This window comes from Mameliella sp. MMSF_3455 (assembly GCF_030733205.1).
Taxonomy (GTDB): domain Bacteria; phylum Pseudomonadota; class Alphaproteobacteria; order Rhodobacterales; family Rhodobacteraceae; genus Antarctobacter.
On record NZ_JASHJL010000005.1, the window covers coordinates 151,966 to 170,685 of the forward strand.

18 protein-coding genes, 1 tRNA gene and 1 pseudogene are annotated in these 18,720 nt (G+C 64.8%); 3 read left to right on the forward strand and 17 right to left on the reverse strand.

Features of this window, described 5'->3' with window-relative positions:
* Positions 1-58: 58 nt before the first annotated feature.
* Genes RBB42_RS05275 through ectA form a run of 4 tightly spaced genes read right to left on the reverse strand, consistent with a single transcriptional unit; the run spans position 59 to position 3,768 of the window.
* Positions 59-1,492: an aspartate kinase gene (locus RBB42_RS05275; RefSeq protein WP_305968467.1), complete on the reverse strand. Its 1,434-nt coding sequence runs from the start codon at positions 1,490-1,492 to the stop codon at positions 59-61.
* A 4-nt stretch (positions 1,493-1,496) separates the two neighbouring features.
* Positions 1,497-1,898 (reverse strand): ectoine synthase, encoded by a 402-nt coding sequence (locus RBB42_RS05280; protein WP_305968468.1) that lies wholly within the window; start codon positions 1,896-1,898, stop codon positions 1,497-1,499.
* Positions 1,899-1,903: 5 nt separating this feature from the next.
* A complete protein-coding gene (gene ectB / locus RBB42_RS05285; RefSeq protein ID WP_305968469.1) occupies positions 1,904-3,190 on the reverse strand; it encodes a diaminobutyrate--2-oxoglutarate transaminase in 1,287 nt (428 codons plus the stop codon).
* 47 nt (positions 3,191-3,237) lie between these two features.
* Entirely contained in the window at positions 3,238-3,768 is a 531-nt protein-coding gene (ectA, locus tag RBB42_RS05290; protein WP_305968470.1) for a diaminobutyrate acetyltransferase, read from the reverse strand.
* Between the two features lie 211 nt (positions 3,769-3,979).
* Between ectA and RBB42_RS05295 the strand changes: the two genes are divergently transcribed.
* On the forward strand, positions 3,980-4,462 hold the full coding sequence (locus RBB42_RS05295; RefSeq protein ID WP_305968536.1) for a MarR family winged helix-turn-helix transcriptional regulator: 483 nt from the start codon (positions 3,980-3,982) through the stop codon (positions 4,460-4,462).
* Between the two features lie 278 nt (positions 4,463-4,740).
* Here the strand turns inward: RBB42_RS05295 and RBB42_RS05300 are convergent, their stop codons facing one another.
* The 3 genes and pseudogenes from RBB42_RS05300 to RBB42_RS28085 form a co-directional block, all read right to left on the reverse strand.
* On the reverse strand, positions 4,741-5,715 hold the full coding sequence (locus RBB42_RS05300) for a sensor histidine kinase (protein ID WP_305968471.1): 975 nt from the start codon (positions 5,713-5,715) through the stop codon (positions 4,741-4,743).
* Positions 5,712-6,386 carry a response regulator transcription factor gene (locus RBB42_RS05305; protein WP_305968537.1) on the reverse strand — a complete coding sequence of 225 codons (675 nt, stop codon included), beginning with the start codon at positions 6,384-6,386 and terminating at the stop codon, positions 5,712-5,714. The genes RBB42_RS05300 and RBB42_RS05305 overlap by 4 nt, the downstream gene beginning before the upstream one ends.
* A gap of 159 nt (positions 6,387-6,545) precedes the next feature.
* A pseudogene (locus RBB42_RS28085) lies at positions 6,546-7,871 on the reverse strand (DUF4153 domain-containing protein); the annotation flags it as partial.
* A gap of 326 nt (positions 7,872-8,197) precedes the next feature.
* Between RBB42_RS28085 and RBB42_RS28090 the strand changes: the two are divergent.
* Positions 8,198-8,386: a hypothetical protein gene (locus RBB42_RS28090; RefSeq protein WP_371931738.1), complete on the forward strand. Its 189-nt coding sequence runs from the start codon at positions 8,198-8,200 to the stop codon at positions 8,384-8,386.
* 1 nt (position 8,387) lies between these two features.
* Here the strand turns inward: RBB42_RS28090 and RBB42_RS05320 are convergent, their stop codons facing one another.
* The 3 genes from RBB42_RS05320 to RBB42_RS05330 form a co-directional block, all read right to left on the reverse strand.
* Complete coding sequence (locus tag RBB42_RS05320; protein WP_306043610.1) at positions 8,388-10,892, reverse strand: hybrid sensor histidine kinase/response regulator; 2,505 nt, start codon at positions 10,890-10,892, stop codon at positions 8,388-8,390.
* A 375-nt stretch (positions 10,893-11,267) separates the two neighbouring features.
* Positions 11,268-11,435, reverse strand: coding sequence for a hypothetical protein (locus tag RBB42_RS05325; RefSeq protein ID WP_306043611.1), 168 nt, complete (start codon positions 11,433-11,435; stop codon positions 11,268-11,270).
* Positions 11,436-11,636: a WecB/TagA/CpsF family glycosyltransferase gene (locus RBB42_RS05330; RefSeq protein ID WP_306043612.1), complete on the reverse strand. Its 201-nt coding sequence runs from the start codon at positions 11,634-11,636 to the stop codon at positions 11,436-11,438. It abuts the gene before it with no gap.
* Positions 11,637-11,904: 268 nt separating this feature from the next.
* On the opposite strand from RBB42_RS05330, the gene RBB42_RS05335 reads away from it, so the two are divergent.
* The gene (locus tag RBB42_RS05335) at positions 11,905-12,519 is read left to right on the forward strand and encodes a response regulator transcription factor (RefSeq protein ID WP_306043613.1); all 615 of its coding nucleotides are present in this window, start codon (positions 11,905-11,907) and stop codon (positions 12,517-12,519) included.
* Positions 12,520-13,031: 512 nt separating this feature from the next.
* Here RBB42_RS05335 and RBB42_RS05340 read toward each other — a convergent pair.
* From RBB42_RS05340 to sufC, 7 genes are all read right to left on the reverse strand, one after another.
* Positions 13,032-13,108, reverse strand: a tRNA-Arg gene (locus tag RBB42_RS05340).
* 60 nt (positions 13,109-13,168) lie between these two features.
* The gene (locus tag RBB42_RS05345) at positions 13,169-14,179 is read right to left on the reverse strand and encodes a methyltransferase family protein (RefSeq protein ID WP_306043614.1); all 1,011 of its coding nucleotides are present in this window, start codon (positions 14,177-14,179) and stop codon (positions 13,169-13,171) included.
* 114 nt (positions 14,180-14,293) lie between these two features.
* Positions 14,294-15,514 carry a cysteine desulfurase gene (locus RBB42_RS05350; RefSeq protein ID WP_305968493.1) on the reverse strand — a complete coding sequence of 407 codons (1,221 nt, stop codon included), beginning with the start codon at positions 15,512-15,514 and terminating at the stop codon, positions 14,294-14,296.
* The gene (locus RBB42_RS05355) at positions 15,507-16,091 is read right to left on the reverse strand and encodes a YIP1 family protein (RefSeq protein WP_305968494.1); all 585 of its coding nucleotides are present in this window, start codon (positions 16,089-16,091) and stop codon (positions 15,507-15,509) included. Before RBB42_RS05355 ends, RBB42_RS05350 begins: the two co-directional genes overlap by 8 nt.
* Positions 16,088-16,588 carry a YIP1 family protein gene (locus RBB42_RS05360; protein ID WP_305968495.1) on the reverse strand — a complete coding sequence of 167 codons (501 nt, stop codon included), beginning with the start codon at positions 16,586-16,588 and terminating at the stop codon, positions 16,088-16,090. Before RBB42_RS05360 ends, RBB42_RS05355 begins: the two co-directional genes overlap by 4 nt.
* Before the next feature lie 3 nt (positions 16,589-16,591).
* The gene (gene sufD / locus RBB42_RS05365) at positions 16,592-17,869 is read right to left on the reverse strand and encodes a Fe-S cluster assembly protein SufD (RefSeq protein WP_305968496.1); all 1,278 of its coding nucleotides are present in this window, start codon (positions 17,867-17,869) and stop codon (positions 16,592-16,594) included.
* Positions 17,869-18,624: a Fe-S cluster assembly ATPase SufC gene (gene sufC / locus RBB42_RS05370; RefSeq protein ID WP_305968497.1), complete on the reverse strand. Its 756-nt coding sequence runs from the start codon at positions 18,622-18,624 to the stop codon at positions 17,869-17,871. The genes sufD and sufC overlap by 1 nt, the downstream gene beginning before the upstream one ends.
* Positions 18,625-18,720: the final 96 nt, after the last annotated feature.

An 18,720-nucleotide genomic window follows, 5' to 3' on the forward strand; every position in this document is an offset into this window, starting at 1 on the left:
GCCCTTGTTTCAGTCGGGCCGCGTGTCCACGGCCGCCATTGTCGGTCGGTCCGGCGCCTCAGGCGACCAGCGCGACCTTCGCCTTATCACCCTCCGCTTTCTCCTCATCGAAAAAAGCGTCGTGGAGGCTCTTGATGGCCTTGGCCATATCGTCCCGTTCCAGGATGTATTGCGTGTCCACGTTGCGCGGTCCCTGGCTTGCGCCGACCGAATAGATGCCCGCCTGGGCAAAGCTTTCCAGCCCGCGCTGCAGAACCGACAGACCGCTGAGGTCGCGGCCCACGACCGAAACCAGCGACAGCTTGCGCGTCTTGATCTCGGCATGGGGGTAACGCTCGGCCAGATCGGACTCGACCCGGCGCAGCGCTTTCAGCGAGGTGTCAACGTAGTGCGTGACCGTGTTGGCGTTCGAGACCTTGGAGACGATGCGCACGTTGTGGCGCGTCAGCGCGTCAAGGATCGAGGCGTCATAGCCCTTCACCCCGACCATGTCCTGTTCGAACACTTCCAGCGCGATCACGTCCAGGCCGGTCACGATCTCGACGCCCGGGCTGTCTGCCGGCTGGTCGTCGATCAGCGTGCCGGGATCGCCCGGATCAAAGGCGTTGGTGACGCGCAACGGCACGTTGGCCTGGCGCAGCGTCTTGGCCGCGGAGGGGTGGATCGCCTCCATCCCCAGGTTCGCCATCTGGTCGGCCACGTCGTAGTTGGTCCGGCCAAGCTTGCGCACCTTGTCTTCGCCAACGATCTTGGGGTCGGCGGACGACAGGTGGAATTCCTTGTGAATGATCGCCTCGCGCGCGCCGGTCTGTGCGGCCAGTTCGCTGAAGGTCACCTCGGAATAGCCGCGATCGAACTCGCGCATCAGGCCTTCGCGGCACTGGGCATAGCCGGTCACGATGGGCATTTCGGTCTCGGGGTCGATCCCTTCCATGCCACGATCCAGCCGCTCCTGCAGCGTCACCTCGCCATCGTCGCGCCAGCCGGTCAGGTCGACCAGCCGCGCGTTCACGCCGGCACGTTGCAGCAGCAGCACCGCCACATGCGCCGAATGCGCCTCACCCAGGCCGGACAGCAGCTCACGGATGTGCAGCAGATGCGCGTTCAGCCGGAAATGGCCGTAGGAACACAGGCGTTGCAGGTCGATCAGGCAGTTGCGCGCCCCCTCGATCCGCTCCTGGACAAAATTGGTCGCCTGCTCGATGTCGCCGGGGTGGTCAAGCACCGCCTCGTGCGCCTCGATCATGGCGTCGCTGACACGGCTCAGCGCCTCGTGCCAGCCGTGGTCGTCCTCGGCGTTGGCAAAGCGCGCATAGACGCCGTCCTCGCCGGTCTTCTTGTGTTCCAGCAGCAGGTTGGTGATTCCACCAAAGGCCGAAACGACAAATACACGACCGTAACGCGCCTCGCCGTCCTTGAGGAACAGCGTATCGCGCAGGTCGGCGAGGCGGGACATGCTTGTCCCGCCGATCTTTTCAACAGTGTGGGTCATGTGTTTAGGCCTCCACCTCCTCGGGGGCGGCATAGGATCCATCTTCGCGGTGCACTTCCTTGCCGGTCACCGGCGGATTGAAGCAGCAGGCCATCCAGAGTTCTTCCTCGGCCCGCAGCGTGTGCTTGTCGTGCTCGTTGAGCGCATACATGGTGCCCGGCTTGATCTGGTGGGTCTCACCGGTCTTGAGGTCGGTGATCGACCCCTTGCCCTGCATGCAGTAGACGCTCTCGAAGTGGTTCTTGTAGTGGAACGTGTGTTCCGAGCCGGCTTCGAGCACGGTGATGTGGAAGGAAAACCCCATTCCATCATCCGCCAGCAGCATCCGCACGCTCGTCCACTGCGCATCGGAGACGACGCGCTCTTTCTGGTTCTTGCTGATCTCTTCGAAATCTCTGACGATCATGGCTGTTACTCCGCTGCAATCTTCTGGGTCGACAGCACCGAACGCGCCGCGTCGATCAGGATGTTCAGACCATCCTTGAGGGTTTCGTCCGGGGTGGTGAGCGGGGCAAGCACCTTGACCACCTCGTCCTCGGCACCCGAGGTTTCGATGATCAGTCCGTTTTCAAAGGCCTCGGCGCAGATCGCCGCCGCCAGGTCACCGGACCCGACGTCCACGCCGCGCATCATGCCACGGCCCTTCAGCTTGGCGTCCGGGATCATCGAGGCGATCGTCTCCAGCCCATGTTCCACGGTCTGTGCACGACGCTTGATGTCCTTCTGGAATTCATCATCGCTCCAGAACTTCTCGAGCGCCACGCGGGCGGTCACGAAGGCATGGGTGTTGCCGCGGAAGGTGCCGTTGTGTTCGGCGGGTTTCCAGATGTCCAGCTCGGGCTTGATCAGCAGCGCGGCAAAGGGAAGTCCCATCCCGCTCAGCGACTTTGCCAGCGGAATCAGGTCCGGCTCGATGCCCATTTCCTCGAAGGAGAAGAAGGTGCCGGTGCGGCCACAACCTGCCTGGATGTCATCGACGATAAGCAGTGCGCCATGTTCCTTGGCAAGACGCGCGATGCCCTGCATGAACTCCTTGGACGCGGCGTTCAGACCACCCTCGCCCTGCACGGGTTCGATGATAAAGGCTGCCGGCGCGTCGACGCCCGAGGACGGGTTGCCAAGCATCTGCTCGATGATGTCGAGGCTGTCGACCTCATCGCCAAAGGCGCCTTCGAACGGCATGTGCGTGGTGCCCGACAGCGGGGTGCCACCGCCGTTCCGCTTGCCGGCATTGCCGGTGGCGGCGAGCGCACCCAGCGTCATGCCGTGGAAACCGTTGGTGAAGGCGATCACGTTCGTGCGGCCGGTCACCTTGCGCGCCAGCTTGATCGCGGCCTCGACGGCGTTGGTGCCGGTCGGGCCGGTCATCATGATCTTGTGGTCCATGCCGCGCGGCTTGAGGATCAGTTCCTCGAAGGTCTCGAGGAAGCGCGCCTTCTCGCCGGTGTGCATGTCCAGGCCGTGCGCGATCCCGTTATGCGACAGATGGTTCATCAGCGCGCATTTCATGTCGGGATCGTTGTGACCGTAGTTCAGCGACGAACAGCCGGCCAAGAAATCGATATAGGTCCGCCCTGCGGCGTCGGTCATCTCCGAGCCAAGCGCGGTGGTGAAAACGGTATCAAAGCTGCGGCAGTAGCTCCGCGCTTCCGACTCCCGTCGTTTGAAGATCGTGGGGTGAAAGGTCTGGGACGACATTATGTGCTCTCGTTCTATGTGAGGAATGTGGGCGAAGGGCGCGGGGCTCAGGCCGCCTGCGCCAGCTCTTCGGCCACCTTGATGGTCACGAGGTTCTCGGTCTTGTGCCGCTTGTTGAAGTGCAGCGACTGCGTGTAGTAGGGCTGCACGTCGAGACCACGGCCCATGCGGCGCGCGAACTTGCGGAACAGCGCCCACGAAGCGTCGTTGTCACCGGTGATGGTGGTCTGCATGCGGGTCACGTCCTCGCAGACGTCACGGTTCAGGATGGTCTGCAGCATCAGGCCGCCAAGACCCATACCGCGCGCCTTGTCGGACACGGCAACCTGCCAGACGAACAGGGTGTCCGGCTCGTTGGGAAGGACATAGCCCGACACCCAACCGACGATCTCCCCATCCAGTTCGGCAACGACGCAGGTGTCGGCGAAGTGATCGCACTGCAGCAGGTTGCAGTACATCGAGTTCTCGTCGAGCGGCTTGCACGAGCGTACCAGCTCCCAGATCGCCGCCCCGTCTTCTGCGGTGGGCACACGCAGGCTGGGCAAGGACGAACGGGCGATATCGCGCGGATGTTGCATAGGATGAAGTCTCCTCGTTTGCTTTGGATGACGAAATAGCGTGCTGCCCCTGAAATTTCAACTGGCAAAGCAATTTTTATCCGCTTTCAGCCAAATATGGCCTCTATCGCGCGTGTTTCGGCCTTATTTAGCTTAGGATGGCAAAGCACTATTGCCTTGAATACCCCGTGAGAGACCTATATCGTTAGTCATGCTAATCAATGGAACACTGATGGACCGCGTCGATACCTGCCTGATTGCAATCCGCCGAATCCTGCGCGCGACCGAGTTGTACGGACGCGAGCTGAAACAGACGTCCGGCATCACGGCGGTGCAGTTCCGGGTCCTTCAGATCATCTCTGAGCGCAGCCACGCGACGGCCAAGGAAATATCCGTCCGCATGCGCGTGTCGCAGGCCACCGTGACCTCGCTGGTGGACAAGCTGGTGCGCCAGGGCATGGTTGTCCGTGAGAAATCCGAACAGGATCGACGCCAGACCAACATTCACATCACCCCCAAGGGCCGCCAGACACTGGACGAGGCCCCCGATCCGCTGCAGCAGCGGTTCGTGCGCAAGTTCGACGCGATGGAGGACTGGGAGCAATCCATGCTGGTCTCCAGCCTGGAAAGGGTGGCCACGATGCTGGACGCCGAGGATCTCGACGCCTCCCCCGTGCTCGACACCGGAGAGCTCAAACGCACACTGGATCACTGAGCAGCAGCGCGCTGCAGATCTCGCTCGACGTCCCGTCATCTCTCAGGCGGTGCTATTCGTGATCTTGGAGGGCCTGATCAATGACGGCACCGTGTGGATGAACACGACCACCGATCCCGACATCCGCCGTCAATCGCTGCGGCAAAGGGGTGTCCCAAGGGGCCGGTCACAGCAGTAATGCTGTTTCTGAAAACGCGCCGGCACCGGCGTTTTGCCGCCCAGACCGCAGAGAGGGCGCTCGTGGATGCAGAGCGCTTCACGTCGCATCGCAAAGGCGCTCAGCGCTCGGCGGATGCAAACCTGATCCCCAGCCGCGTGCCCCGTTCCGCAGGTAACAACCAGATACCGGCGCCGTGGGCGGTCAGCAGGTTGCGGACGATGGCCAGCCCCATGCCGGTGCCCCCTTCCCCACGGCGCGTGGTGAAGAACGGGTCAAAGACGCGCGCGGCGTTGCCCGGCGAAATCCCCGTCCCGTCATCCTGCACCTGCAAAAAGGGCGCTCCGTCTTCCGACCCGGTGCGCAACAGAACCTGGCGCGCGCCATGTTCCCCCGCGTTGCGCAGAAGCTGCCCCAGGACGATCTTCATACCCGCCCCGGCGATCGGCAAGGGAACGCTGCCACCCTCGACCTGCAGGGCAAGGTCCGGGTGGTCCTCGCGCAGGCCCGTGCGCAGATCGTCCAGCGTGGACGTGCCAAGGTAGCGTGTCTCCCGCGCGCGGGCGACCTCGCGCAGCGCGGCAAGCTGGCGTTCGATCTGGGTGCAGGCGCCATCGACCTGCGCCACCAGCGCCGCGTCCTCACGGCCCAGCGCCCCGCCGTCCTCCAACAGTTCACTGGCCGCGCGGATTGCCGTGACAGGCGTGCGCAGTTCATGCGTGACCTGATCGGTAAAGGCGCGGATCGTCGCCTCTCGGTCGCGCAGCGTCTCGGCCATCGCGATCACGCGGCGGGCGGTGGCGTGCAGTTCATGCGTGCCGAAATGGCGCGGCGGCGCCGGAGTGCCGCCGCGCTCCTGCGCCTCGGCATAGGCCTCGAGCGCGCGGATCGGGCGCAGCAAGAGCCGTACCAACAGCCAGCCCAGCACCGCCGTCACCAGCGTGATCGACAGGGCCAACAGGATCGCCGCGTTGCGGAACCCGATCACCGGCCCCAGGTAGCGCAGCGCCACCAGACCCGCGAAGGAAACGACCAGCGTACCGCCCAGTGCCCCGCCAAGGACAAAGCCCAACGAGGGCCGCCAGTGCCCGCTCATCGGCACGGCCCCATCCGCATTCCCTGCCCGTGCACCGTCTCGACCGCCCCGGCGCAGCCCGCCTCGGCCAGCTTGCGGCGCAGGTTGCGCAGGTGGCTGTCCAGCGTCCGATCCGACACCGCGCTTTGCGCGCCCCAAAGCGCGGCGACGAGATCGGCGCGCCGGGTCAGCCGGGCGGGGTCCTGCATCAGCCGCGCCAGAAGCCCGAATTCGGTTGCGGTCAGGGCGATCTCGGCTGGACCAAAGCGGCAGAGCCGCGCATGGCAATCCAGCGTCAACCGCCCCCGTTCCAGCCGTGCCGGCGCAGCGCCGCGCGCGGTGCGTTTCAGGATCGCCCCGACCCGCGCCACCAGTTCGCGTGGACTGAAGGGCTTGGTCACATAGTCGTCGGCCCCCAGTTCCAGGCCAAGGATGCGGTCGATCTCGTCGTCGCGCGCGGTCAGAAAGAGGATCGGCACCTCGGATCGTGCGCGGATGCGGCGGCAGGTCTCGAACCCGTCCATCTCGGGCAGGCCAACGTCCAGCACCACCAGGTCCGGCGCCTCGCGCGCGGCATGGATCAGCGCCTGCTGCCCGTCGCCGGCGGTGATGACCGCATGGCCCGCCCGTTCCAGCGCAAGCCGCACCAGTTCACGCAGGCGGGGATCGTCGTCCACTATCAGGATCTTCATCAGGGCCGCTTCCACCATCACGCCTTGTACATAACGGCTTGCGCGCCAGGTGCGAAAGCCCCACCCCCGCCAGTCCTCGACCTGCGGACGGGAAATCCGGCAAGGCCCCAAATAGACCGAACGCCCGATAACCCGGCCCAGGCCGCTTTCGACGATCGGCCCTGCGGCCATCGGGCCCAAACCGCAGAGATACCACAGGTCCGGCTCTGCCCGGGTCACGTTTTCTGCCGCGATCACCTGGGCGAAGTTCACCATCGCGCAGAAGTACAGCGTCGCCAGCCCCAGAACACCGCCCCGCACCAGCAACCAGCGGTTCGATCGCGTCCGCAGCACCTGCCATAGCGCCAATCCCAGCCCCGCCGCCACCAGCACCATCCAGATGAACGCGTGTAGTCGGAGGTAGGTCAGCCCGAAGGTCTCGACGTACAGGTCCAGCCGCAGCGCAGCCGCCCCGCACAGCACCATGTTCTGCACCAGCCAGAGCATCAGCAGCGGCCGGATCAGGCGGCGTTCGCCCAGGAATGGCCGCGCCGCCAGGGCAAATACCCCCGCCAGAACCGCCGCGGCCAACAGCGGATAGGCGCCGCGATGGGCGTATTCGGCCAGGGTCATCCCCTCGGGCAGATCGGCACCCCCCAGCAGAATCGTAACATCGGTGAGGCTTTGTACCGCGATCAGCAGGTTGAAGACCGCCAGGCCGCGCAGGACAGAGCCGGAGTTGAGCCACCCCGGCGCAATCGACGGCATCACGGCCCAGCGCGCAGCCCGATCACGCAACGGAACCGGCGCCAGGATTGGAGCGACCAGCACCGCAACCCCACCCCAGAAGACAAGGCGCTGCGCCAGTTGCCACAGATCCAGGTCGATCCGCACAAGCTGTGCCAGCACCGGGTTCGCCTGCATCAAGAGTGCCGCCAGCACCAAGGTGCCACCCAGCGGCAAGGCCCAGTCCCGCAAGAGACCTCGCGCCAGCGGAACCGGCGCCTCTGCCAGGACTGCGGGCAAGACGATCAGGCGTCGCGGATCAAGCTGAGCCAGCCAGGCCAGCGGCAGTCGCGCCAGAAAAGCGCCCGTGCTGGCCAAAAGCACGGATAGCCGCGCCGCCGGGTGATGCGCCCAGATCAGTGCTCCGCCCACCCCGACCAGCAGAAAGGCAATCGAGAGCATTTGCAGGTGCTCAACTGCGGGCAGCGCCGCGACCAGGAACAGCCCCACGGGGCGCCACCCCGCCTTGGTCCCCGGCAGGCCCCATGCCAGGATCGCCGCAGCAAAGATCACCAGCGACAGGCCCGGCGCCTTGCCCCAGAACAGAACGTCCGCCAGCGCCACAAGGCTCAGAACCGCCGCTATTCGCCGGGGAAACCGCAGCCCGGCACGGGCGGTCCCACCGTCGCCCTGCGCTGGCGGGGTGGCGCCGTCGTCCAGCCACCAGCCGTCCTTTGCCAATGCATGTGGCAGACCCGGGATGCTCAATTGCCTGTCCATGTCCCAATCTCCTGTTTCGGAATGGGATCAGACTGGACCTGGCTGCGTGCAGAGCTTGCGCGTGATTTGTGCAGTTTTCGTGCAGAGCCGGTCGGTACAGGCCGCGCCACGGATCGAGGACGCGGCCCAAAGCCCGGCTGCGGCGGGCCTTGATGCCTTTCGTCATGCAGACCCGGGCCCATAGCGCCGAACAGTCCGCCCGGCGTGTCACTGTTCCAGTCCAATCCGACCCAACCTGCGACCGGCAACGTGCCTTCGGCCCTCGGGCGCGACGTCCGCGCGGTTCCAGCGCCAATCGGTCGGCTCTGCTGAATACGCGCGGTCCGATGACCGCTGTGTCGATCGTGTTCGAACGCCGGAACGTGGACGAGTTGCGGCGCGCCGACCGCGATAATCATGACCCAAATCTGCTGCCAGGCGACGCCATCGACGGCTACGGCAGCGGTGTCACCAATATGGTCGAGGTGGCGCGCGTTCCGGGGGCAGTCGGCGCCGTGGCGGTGCTCGGCACCTAAGTCAGTCGACGCGCGGTTCGGGCGCGTTCTTCCACGCCGTCAGGGCGACCTGCACCGCCTCCGTCAGGGCAGTTGCGTTTTCTGCCTCGGCTGCCGTTTCGACCTTGAGAAGGGCCAGACGCAGCTCCGGTTGACCGAAGGCGGCCGCGCTGCCGGCCGTTCTGTGGCTGCGCTCGGCGATCTCGTTCCAGTCGTCGGGCCCCGTGGCCAACCAATCGAAGAGCTCTGTCGCCTCTGCGACATAGCGCGCCTTGAGTGCAGCAATCGGATCGGCGGGAGCGGTAACGCGATCCGTGGCAGACGCCACGCCGGGCTTGTCGGTGCAGAACCGCGCGATCACCTGAGCCAGTTCCTGCTTGTCCAGCGGTTTCCCCAGGAAATCCGACATGCCCCCCGCGATGAAGCGATCCTTGGCCTCCGGCAGGACATTGGCGGACAGCGCCACGATCGGTACATCCCGGCAAGGCCCCTGCCCCTCGCGAATGGCCCGCGTCGCAGCGAGGCCATCCATCACCGGCATCCGGATGTCCATAAGGATCAGGTCAAACCGCTGTTCGGCCGCGGCATCGACAGCCTCTTGCCCGTTGCGCGCCACGCTGACGCGATGCCCGATCAGGCGCAACATGTCCTGCGCCAGTTGCAGGTTGATCTCGTTGTCCTCGACCAGGAGGATATCGCGCGCCACAAACTGCGCGCTGCCGCGATCCGGCGCGCGCGCGTCATGCGGTGCTTCGGCAAGCTCGACAGGGATCCGCAGCCAGAAGACACTGCCCTCGCCCAGGGCGCTTTCGGCACCGATTTCGCCGCCAATCGCGGTGACGAAGCGCCGTGCGATCCCCAGGCCCAACCCGGTCCCCTGACCACTTTCCGCAGGGTTCGACGTGCCGGTTTGGAAATCCTCGAAAACGCGATCGAGGTCTTGTTCGGGAATGCCGACTCCGGTGTCGATGATCCGGAACTCGACCATCGGCGACGCACCTGCCGGGGTCTCCAGACGCTCCAACTCGATCGAGATACGGCCATAGCGGGTAAATTTCACCGCGTTGCCGAGCAGGTTCAGAAGCACCTGCTGCAACCGCGACGCATCCACCGCGACCCAGGTCACCGGCTCTCCGATCCAGCCCCAGCCCAGCACGTTGCCAGCCGCCTCTGCCGGGCTGGTCTGGCTGTCGATCACGTCCTGAACCAAGTCTCCGATATGGACCACCTCCATCTGCGTCCCCGCTGTGCCCGCTTCGAAACGCGCGATGTCCAGCACGGCATCGACATGCGACATCAGCAGCTTGCCCGACACCGCCATGTTGTGGACAAAACGCGATTGCTCGGGCGTCAGCCGGGTCTCTCGCAACAGTGACAGGTTGCCCAGGACGCCATTGAGCGGCGTCCGGATCTCATGTGTCATCATCGCAAGGAACTCGGCCTTGGCCTTTTCGCCGGCCAGCGCCTTGTCGCGGGCCTCGACCAGTTCGTTTTCCGCACGCACGCGCTGCGAAATGTCGCGAAGAAACCCGATGACGATTTTCTCGTCTCCGGTCTGTGCCTGCTCCACGGCCAATTCGACAGGAAAGACCTCACCGGTGCTGCGCTTGCCATCCATCCGGACGCGGCCGTGACCGACAACCCGGTGTTCCCCGGTCTCCTGCATCCGCGTCATGCCGGCGTCATGCGCCGCGCGAAGATGCTCGGGCACGATCACCTCGCCGATGCGGAGGCCGATCACCTCCTCGACATCGTACCGGAAAATGCGTTCGGCGGCCGGATTGAACCGCTGAATCCGCCCCTCTTCATCCGCCACGATCACCGCGTCGAGCGAGGCGTCGAAGATCGTGTTCAAGCGGGCATAGGCGGCCTCCAATTCCCGGCCCCGCCGCTTGGTCTGGCGTGAGACCCGTCGTGCGTGGCGCAGCAGGACAGCCAGCACAAGAACAAGGACCCCGGTCAGCAGCGCCAGACGTGACAGTGTAACGGCAACCGAGTCACGCTGCGTGTCGGATTGGCGCGCGAATTGAAACAGACCCGCGGTCGCAAGCGCGCGCAGATCTGGCCTGGCCGTCTCGAGGAGAGCGTCGACCTCGTCCAGTTCCGCCTCAAGCTGAGCGCGCGGCCCGTCGATCAGCGGAACGAGGTTCTCCAGCATGGTGCGGGTTCGCCCCAGCGGTTCGGAAAAGCTCGGGATCTCGCGCAATTCGGCATAGAGATCCCCATACGCAAGCGTGTCGACGCGGCTGTAGAAAACGTCGAATTCCTCGACCACCTTTTCAAGGTCGTCGTCCGGTTCCGACCGCGCTTCACTGATGGCGTGGCGCAGTTCGAGGAATTCGACCTCGGCTTGCGACAGGGTCCATTGCACGTTGTCCGAGTTGGCCGAATTGAGCAACTGCAGGTCCTTGACGACCTCGGTCGCGAGATAGCCGATCGCAACAAGACACAGCACGACGCTCCCAAGAAAGAGCCCCCTGCCGCCCTGCTTGAGCCAGCTTGTCCACCGCACCGACAGTTCGATCACCTGACCTACCCTCCGACCTTCCAATTGCGCCAGCCGCCAACGGTCCGGCGGGCAAGCTGCCGGATGCTGCGCGGATGGATCGTACCGGCGCAACCGACGTTCGCGCACATACGGGAACAAATCGACCAGAATTGGCCATTTGGTGACACGGACCTGCCCTCCATGCCCCGACTTTCCTTCGCACGGGTCCGGGCGCCACCGTGGACGCCACTGCCACTTGCCCGGCCCCTTGCGCGCGGTCCGTCGTCATTGGCACCGCTGCGCCGGCCGCCCGCGTTCGGGATGGTCAGTTTCACACGGATCGAGCGTCCCCCGTTCAGGATCTCTTCTGCCACGGCAAGAGCCAGAGGACATCGGGAATTCCGGATCAGAGACCTATCCGAAAGTGGAGGTGTCGCGCAGCGCACAGCCCCCCGCGACCGGACAAGCCCCCCGGACCGTCATCGCCATCAAGAGGATGTCCAGCATGAGACTGCGGAAACGGACACAGGTCACCACCATGTCGACCATCTTGCCAAAGCCGACGTCGGTCCGGACCGACACTTACCACAGCCCGGTGATCCGCAGCGCGGGCATGCTCTGCGTCAGTTTGCGCGCCGCCGTCCCTGCCTTACCGGGCCGGGCAGCAAACGGAAACACCGATTGCCCCGGCTGCGCCGCCCCATGCAAGCGCGTCGGCGTCAAATCGGTTCCCTTCAGGCTATCCGTCAGCCGCCTGCCGGTCATCCGGGCGGCGAACTCCACGCCGTTAAATCCGGCAGCAGCATGTCAATCCGCATCGATGCCTGATCGGTTTGTTCGCGCGCGGCGTCGGCCAGTGGCAGCCCGAGCACGTCGCACGCGGATGGAGAGCGCGCGATCTTGTGAGGAGATCGCATGGTGCGGCAGTGTGGGACAGCCAGTCATGCGGATAGGATCAACTCCTCCTTGGAAAATCTGCAAGCGGATACCCCTTGTTTGCGCATGGCCATGTGGGGCTTTATGGCAGTTCAGAAAGCTGTAGGGTGATGTAATGCGAATTCTGATTGCCGACGACCACGACCTCTTGCGCGACACGCTCGTCGCCTTTCTGGGGGCAACCGACGGGTTTCAGGTCGGCACAGCGGCCAGCTATGCAGAGGCCGTTACGCGCATCCGGGAGGATGAGCGTTACGACCTGGTGCTGCTGGATTACAAGATGCCCGGCATGGCGGGCCTGGACTCCCTGCGCGAGGCCCTGACGATTGACGGCGGGCAACGCGTGGCGCTGATTTCGGGCGAAGCCACGCGTGAGATTGCCGAGCAGGCATTGGAAATGGGGGCCGCCGGTTTCGTCCCCAAGACCCTGCCGGCGAAATCGCTGGTCAACGCGATCCGGTTCATGGCGATGGGCGAGAAATATGCGCCGATCGACTTCATGACCGCCCAGGAAGAAGAATCGGCGCATCCCCTGACAGAGAAACTGACGCCGCGGGAAATGGACGTGCTGAACGGTCTGAGCGGTGGCAAGTCGAACAAGGAAATCGCACGCGATCTTGGACTGACGGAACCCACCGTCAAACTCCACATGAAGACGCTTTACCGCAAGTTGGGTGTGAACAACCGCACGCAGGCCGCCATCGCGGCCCGGGACGCGGGTCTTTTCTAGCCCGCGCAGGGTCGTGGCAGCTTCAGCTCCTTGCCGATGACAACCGCGAGGCTGAAAAACCTCCCGATGCCCGGAACGCTATCCGTCGCGACAGGCGAACCGCGGCTCTCCGCCCGCCCAGCGGTCATGGCGGCGTGCAACGGACAAGTCTCCGCTCACAGGAGACAACTGCCATAGCCGTTCAGCGCTCGTTCACACCCTGCCACCAGCGCATACCCGAGATGACCCCTACCCCGCTGCGGAGGTTGTTGTTCCTGCGTCTGGTCTTCCTCGGCCAGGCGTCCTCGCGTGCGGGTTCGGCTTTCGCCTCCAACGCTGTGAGCCGTCACGGAAACCCGCAAGAGGCGTCTCCGCGCAGCTCGGATCCTCGAAGATGCAACCGACAGTCGCGGACTGGAGCGTCGCGCGTCAGGCTTGCCCAAGATCCGGCCGGTCGATCAGACCGCCTGCATCCACGTCGAGATTGCCGGCACAAAACCGCGACAGGTCCACTCTGTACTGAAAAAGTGAGATGGCGCACCCGAAAGGATTCGAACCTTTGGCCTCTGCCTTCGGAGGGCAGCGCTCTATCCAGCTGAGCTACGGGTGCTTCGCGGGTGTCTATACCCGGTCGCCCGCACCGCCGCAATGGGGTGCGGGCGCAAAAGCGTCAGGGTTTTTTGGCCTGCGCCAGCATTGTCATTTCGGGGATCATCGTGCCCACGCTCACCTCCTCGAAGCCCGCCGCCGCAAGCGCCCCCTCGAGCCAGCCCGCATCGAGCGAGCGTGCCTCGGGCGTGAAGGCCGTGTGCTGCAACTGCCAAAGCGCGGCAAGGCCCGGGCCGGTGCGGTCCTCCTTGACGATGAAATCATGGATCAGCACCACGCCGCCGGGATTGAGCACCTTGAAGGCCTGCGCGATCAGCCCGGCGTGGGTTTCCCCGGGGACGCCGGAAAAGAGGTAGGACATCAGCACCACGTCCTGCCCCTCGGGCCAGGGCGTTTCCAGCGCATTGCCGTTCAGATAGGCGATCCGGTCCGACAGGCCCGCTTTCTCGACGTAACCGCGTCCCAGCGCCGCGACATTTGGAAACTCCAGCACCGTGGCCGTCAGATCGGGGTTCTTCTGGCACAGGGTGATGTCGAAGGCCGCCGTGCCGCCGCCCACGTCCAGCATCTTTTTCTTGCCGGAAAGGTCCAGTGAACGGGCCAACTGCCGCGCCGGGCCAAGCGACCCGGCGTGCTGGCTTTCGGAATAGAGCTTTGCCTCTTCAGGGTCCGAGAACCAGTCGGCATAGGACGCGGTGTCCTCATCGCTCATCTCGCCGGACAGCGCGCCTTCCAGCTGCTCCATCAGCGGGTACATCTGCTTGCCCACCTGCAGGCGCAGGTAATCCGAGAAATCGTATTTCGCCCCCTGGACCAGGAAAGCCTCGGCCGCGGGTGCGTTGGAAAAGCGCCCCTCTTCGACCGCGACCAGCCCCATGCCCGCAAGCGCCGTAAGCAGCGTCATCGCACGGTCCTCGTGCATCTCGGCGGCGGCGGCCAGTTCCCCGGCCGTCATGGCGCCCTTGGCGAGATGGGTAAAGACCTCGAGCTCGAGCGCCGCGAAAAGCGCCTTAGAGCCCATGAATCCAAATGCGATCTGCGAAATCTCGTCGGCTTCGGTCAAAAGGGGCATGCGGGTCTCCGGAGTTGTTGCATCCCCTGCAACCTGCCAAGACCCGCCCCGGAATTGAACCGCCTGCCGCGAAAATAACCCGTTCCGCTGCGGCACTGCCCCTTTTTGGGGCGTTCAGCCGAACAATTCGTGCGCCAGTTCCAGCGCGTCGACCAGCGCGTCGATCTCGCCCTCGGTGTTGTAGAGGCCCATCGAGGCGCGGCAGGTGGCCGTCACGCCCAGGTGATCCATCAGCGGCCCGGCACAGTGATGGCCCGCGCGCACCGCCACACCCTTCTTGTCGAGGATGGTGGAAATGTCATGCGCATGCCCTGCCCCCTCCATCGTGAAGGAGAAGATCGCCGCCTTGTCCGGTGTCGTGCCCTGAACGCTGAGCCAGTTCAGCCCACCCAGTTTCGACACGGCGTAATCCCGCAGGCGCGCTTCATGGGCGGCGATGTTCTCCATCCCCAGGCCCATCATGTAGTCCAGCGCCACACCCAGCCCGATCTGCTGCACGATTCCGGGCGTGCCGGCCTCGAACTTCATCGGCGGATCATTCCAGGTGACCTCGTCCTTGTGGACCTCGCGGATCATGTCGCCGCCGCCCAGGAAGGGGCGCATCTCGTCCATGCGGGCACGCCTGATCCAGATCGCCCCGGATGCGGAAGGACCGTATAGCTTATGCCCGGTGATGGCGTAGAAATCGCAGCCCAGTTTCTCGACGTTCACCGGCATGTGGACCGCCGCCTGAGAGCCGTCGACCAGCACCGGCACGCCCTTGGCCCGCGCGCCGTCACAGATCGCCTTCACATCCACCACCGTGCCCAGCACGTTCGACAGATGGGTGACGGCGACCAGCTTTGTCTTCGGTCCGATGGCATCCACCACCTTCTGCGGGTCGAGATAGCCGGTGCTGTCCACGTCCACCCACTTGATCTTGACGCCCTGCCGCTCGCGCAGGAAATGCCAGGGCACGATGTTGGCATGGTGTTCCATCACCGACAGGACGATCTCGTCCCCCGCCTCCATCTGCGGCATGGCCCAGCCATAGGCGACAAGGTTGATCCCCATCGTCGTGCCGGTGGTATAGACGATCTCCTCGGGGTCCTTGGCACCAAGAAAGCGCGCCACGGTCTCGCGCACGCCCTCGTATTTCTCGGTCGCCAGGTTTGACAGGTAGTGCAACCCCCGGTGGACGTTGGCGTATTCCTCGGCGTATCCGCGCGTCACCGCGTCGATCACCACCTGCGGTTTCTGCGCCGAGGCACCGTTGTCCAGGTAGACCAGCGGCTTGCCGTTCACCTCGCGCGAGAGGATCGGAAAATCGGCGCGGATCGCCTCGATATCATACATTGTCCAACATCCCTTCCGGTGTGACCCCGGCCAGGGTCAGTATCAGCGAGACCGCAAAGGCCATCGCAAGCATGCCCAATACCAAGACGGCCAGAGCACGCAAGAGGCTGCGCAGTTCGTGCGCCTCGTCGAGGAAATTCACCGCGATCCAGACGCCAAGCGCGGTCGCGGCCATCGTCACCAGCCCCGCCAGCGCCAATGACACCGGCACCACCAGCAGCGTCGCCGCCTGCACCAGCACGCGCAGCCCCTGCATCCAGATCATCAAGAGCGCGACTTCCTCGACCCGCGCGCGCCCGCCGAACAGCCGTCCCATCCAGGTCAGGGCCAGGATCGTCGCTGCCAGCGCCAGACCCTGCATGACCAGGAAACCGACCGGGCCACCGATAAAGGCCGGTGCGCCCGTCGGGTCCAGCAGGATTGACAGGCCATAGAGCAGCGCATTCAGCACCACCACCAGCGCGAAGCCTGTGAAAAGCGCCTCGCGGTTGGGGCGGATCGACAAGAGCAGCGCCGCCACCTCGCGCGGGTTCGTGACGCTTTGCAGCGCCAGTTTCAGGAACCCATCAAGTGTCACGCCGGTTCCGCCCCAGCGGTCAGGCGCCGCGCCTCACGCAACCCGCTGCTCCAGAACCACAGGAAGGCCGCGAACCACAGGATGCCGACCAGCGTCAGGGCGCCCCCGGGTCCGATGAACCCGGCCACGAGGCCATTGAGCAGCGCCAGCGGCGAGGCCGCCAAAAGCGCCCAGAACAACGCAAGCCGCGTTCCGTAGCCGTCGATCGAACGGCCCAGGGCACGCGCGACCAGCCGGCTCAGCCCGGCGATCAGGTAGAAGATCAGCGGCAGGAAGATCAGCGTCGCCAGCAACGCCCCGCCAAGCGCCGGTTGCAGTTCCGTGTCCTCAAGATGCGCCTCGCGGGCGAGGCGCGGCCATTGCGCGACGAACATCACGCCGCAGGCCCCCATCAGGTAGGCCAGCGCGCGCGGCTCGTGCGCCCCGCGCGCCAGAAGCGCGCGGAACACCCTGCCCGGCCCGCGATAGCTGGCCGCGATATCCGTCGTGACGCTCACGGTTCAGCCGCGCCGCCGCGCCAGCCAACCAGCGACGCGCTCCACCAGGTCTTCCTGCAGGCTCTCGTCGTCGACCTCCTGCACCGCCTCGGCGATGAAGGCGATGGTCAGCAGGTCCTCGGCGGTGCCGCGCGGCACCCCGCGCGCGCGCAGGTAGAACAGCCCGTCCTCGTCGATCGCGCCGCTGGTGGAGCCATGCGAACAGGCCACGTCATCGGCGTAGATTTCGAGTTCAGGCTTGGCGAGGAACTGGCTGTCCTCGTCCAGCAGCAGCGACTGGCTGATCTGGTAGCCGTCGGTCTTTTGCGCGTCTGGTTTCACCAGAATCTTGCCCTGGAAGACGCCGGTCGCACCGTTGCGCAGCACCTTCTTGAACACCTGGCGGCTTTCGCAGTTCACCGCGTCATGGGTAACAAAAACCGTATCGTCATGATGGAAATCGCCGTCGCCCATGCAGGCGCCCGCGACATGCGCCACACCATCGTCGCCGGTGAATTCCACGACCACCTCATTCCGGGTCATGGCGCCGTTAACAGAGAGCGTGAAGCTCTTGAAAACGCTTTCTTTCTCCAATCGGGCAAAGACATGCGTGGCGGCGCGGCGCTCGTGGTCGCGGCCCTGTGCACGGACGTGATGCAGGCGCGCGCCCGCGGCCAGATCGACCTCCATGCACTTGTTGAAGCGCGCGGCGGCGGGGCCGTTCTCCAGGATCGTCGCCTCGGCGCCTGCGTCCACCTTGATCACATGGTGCAGGATCGCGTCGGAGCTGTCCGAGACGTGGCGGTAGATCAGACTGATCGGCTTCGACGGTTTGCCGGTCACATGGATCAGCAGCCCGTCGGTGGCGAAAGCGGTGTTCAGCGCGGCCAGCGGACGCGCCACCGGTTCCTGCCCCCGCGCCTCAAGAGTGCCGTACAACTCCTTGGCCCAATGGATATCTTTCGCCTCGGCCAAGCGATCGATCGTGACGCCTTCAAGGCTCAGGTCGTCCGACTCCTCGGCCGAAAAGACACCATCGACAAAGACCAGTTTCAACCGGTCCCGGCTGTCGAAAAGCGGCGCCTCGCCGGTTTCCAGCACCCGCGCGGCGGGCGCTTCGGCGCTGACCAGCGTGTCGGGCCGGGTGAACTTCCAGTATTCGTCGCGCGCATTGGGCAGGCCCATGGCCCGCACCCGCGCCAGCGCCTCGCGCCGCGCGGGCTCGGCCCAGCCGCCCTCGGGCAGGCTGAGCGCCGCGATACGCGCCTCTGTTACGTCCTGTTTCGCCTGCGGCAATGCCATTACGCCACCTCCGACATGATGTCGGCATACCCGTTCTGCTCAACCTCAAGGGCCAGCTCGGGGCCGCCAGTCTTGATGATGCGGCCATTGGCCATGATGTGCACCACGTCCGGCTTGATGTGGTCCAGAAGCCGCTGGTAGTGCGTGATCACCAGAAAGCCCCGGCCCTCGTCACGCAGCGCGTTCACGCCGTCGGCGACCAGCTTCATGGCGTCCACGTCCAGGCCCGAGTCGGTCTCGTCCAGGATGCACATCTTGGGTTCCAGCATGGCCATCTGCAGGATCTCGTTACGCTTTTTCTCACCGCCCGAGAATCCGACGTTGACCGGACGCTTGAGCATCTCGGCGTCGATCTTCAGCTCCTTGGCCCGGGCGCGGATCACCTTGAGGAAATCGGCCGAGGACATTTCCTCTTCGCCGCGCGCCTTGCGCTGCGCGTTTACCGCGGTGCGCAGGAAGGTCATGTTGCCGACGCCGGGGATCTCGACCGGGTACTGAAACGCCAGGAACAGGCCGGCGGCGGCGCGTTCCTCGACGTCCATGTCCAGCAGGTCCTCGCCCAGCAGCGTGGCGGACCCGTCCGTCACCTCGTAGCCATCGCGGCCCGACAGGACGTAGGACAGGGTCGATTTGCCCGAGCCGTTCGGCCCCATGATCGCATGCACCTTGCCCGCCTCGACCTCCAGGTCGACGCCCTTGAGGATCTGCTTGTCCTCTTCTTCAAGTTTGACGTGCAGGTTCTTGATTTCCAGCATTTTCTTTCCTTTCACTCGACCTGGCACCACAGGATCTGACGATCTGGACCGCGGTGCTATTGGCCGGCTCCATCAGCAAGTTGTTGAATATTTCAG